Source organism: Lentzea sp. NBRC 105346 (assembly GCF_030269605.1).
In the GTDB taxonomy this organism is placed as follows: domain Bacteria; phylum Actinomycetota; class Actinomycetes; order Mycobacteriales; family Pseudonocardiaceae; genus Lentzea.
The window spans coordinates 1-1,790 of the sequence record NZ_BSTQ01000043.1 but is presented as its reverse complement, the minus strand read 5'-3'; the positions used below and the strand labels follow the sequence as shown (position 1 = coordinate 1,790).

General features: G+C 65.8%; 1 protein-coding gene and 1 pseudogene. Both read left to right on the top strand.

Features of this window, described 5'->3' with window-relative positions; all coding sequences use genetic code 11:
• Positions 1–292 precede the first annotated feature (292 nt).
• Positions 293–736 carry an NUDIX hydrolase gene (locus tag QSK35_RS42515; protein WP_285754132.1) on the top strand — a complete coding sequence of 148 codons (444 nt, stop codon included), beginning with the start codon at positions 293–295 and terminating at the stop codon, positions 734–736.
• A gap of 168 nt (positions 737–904) precedes the next feature.
• A pseudogene (locus tag QSK35_RS42510) lies at positions 905–1,790 on the top strand (hypothetical protein); the annotation flags it as partial.

Here is a 1,790-nt window from a genome sequence, read left to right as displayed (position 1 = left end):
ACGCGCCCAAAGTTCGCGGCGGTGTGTCGCTGATCTTGCGCACGGGCAGGTCAGATAGGGTGTCGCGACGGGAAGTTGACTTCCCTTAAAAGGATCACAGTACGGGTTCGAATCCCGTCGGGGGCACCAGTGTTCACCTCAACGGATCACGGTGCTGACCTGCGATAGAGCAGTGGTGAGTTGATCTTGTAACCGTGGGTGACAATCGTGTCGCGGTGCTGTCAGGCGCCACGTCTATTCGGATTCGGCATCGCCCGAACTCAGTGGCGTTCGTCACGCGCGGGGAGGACCGATGACTGACCGCCACCTCATTGATGTTCACGTGCTGCTCGTGCGTGATAACCAGGTGCTGCTCACCCGGCGCCGCGACCCGAACCCGCTGTTCGACGGTCTCTGGCACCTGCCGTCGGGCAAGCTCGACGCGGGCGAGTCGGTCCTCGACGCGGCGGTTCGTGAAGCAGATGAAGAGGTCGGTGTCCTCGTTGCGCCGGAGGAGCTGCGGCACGTCCACACGTTGCACGTCAACGGGTCCGGTCCCGAACCACGGCTCGGTCTGTTCTTCGAGGCTCGCCACTGGGTCGGCGAGCCGGCCAACCGTGAACCCGCGAAGTGCTCGGCCGTGCAGTGGTTTCGGCTCGACTCGCTTCCCGACCGGCTGATCGAGTATCCGGCCGCCGGCCTCGCCGCCCATGTCAGTGGAGATTCGTTCGGCGTGCGTGGCTTCACCCGATCTTGACACTGTTCACACGCGACAGTTAGCTTGCCGCCACTGGGGCTTGTTGTTTCACACTGGGGATCTTGTAAGCGCACGTACGCGCCTTGACCACGGTCGAGGCGTAGCTGTCGTGTGCCGCCCTGAGCTGCGCGACAACAGGGCCATCATCAAAGAATCCTGGGGGATTTGATGGCACGAACACGAAGAGGCCGAGGGCTGTGGCGCGGTGTCGCGCTCGCCACCGCGGCACTGATGCTCACCGGGACGGCGTCGGCGGTCGCCGCACCCGACCCGGCGCCGAACATCCAGGCGGAGAAGGCCAAGCCGGTCGACCCGCCGTCGGTGATGCCGCAGAAGCGGGCCGAGGTGCTGGGCAAGGACTGGCAGCAGTCCAAGGACAGGCTGTGGACCACGATGGGTGACCAGACCGGTTTCCATGTCATGGTCGCGGAGGCGAAGTCCGGTTACGCGTGGAAGACGATCGCGACGCTCAACCATCCGGCGGTGGAGGCCGATCTGTGGATCGGCAACGCCTGCGTGACGGGTTCCGGTGACCGGCTGGTCGTCGTGTACGCGCCGCGGACGTACACGAACAAGGAAGCGTTGATGGCGCGCGGTGGGTTCACCGCGACCGTCGATCTCACCACCGGTGCGGTGAAGAAGCTGCCGGTGCGCACCACGCTGGCGTACTTCAACCCCGGTTGTGGTCTGGACGAGACGGCGGTGCTGACGCAGGACGCGACCGAGGACAAGGGCAAGACGGGTCTGATCAAGCTCGACACCGCCAGCGGCACGCTCGGCAAGCGGATCGAGCTCGACGGTCAGGTGACCTCGGCCGTGCCGACCCGCGAGGGCATCGTCGCGGTCGCCGGCACGTCCGTGCAGCGCATCGCGGACGATGGCAAGCGCACCAAGATCGCCAAGACCACCGGGTGGGCGTTCGAGCTCAAGCCCGACGCCGACCACGGCGTGGTGTACCTCGACGGTGACGACAAGACGATCAACGTGCGGCGGGTCGCCGCCAATGCCGACAAGGAGACCACGGCCACCACCCTGGCCGCGGGTAAGTCCGGCG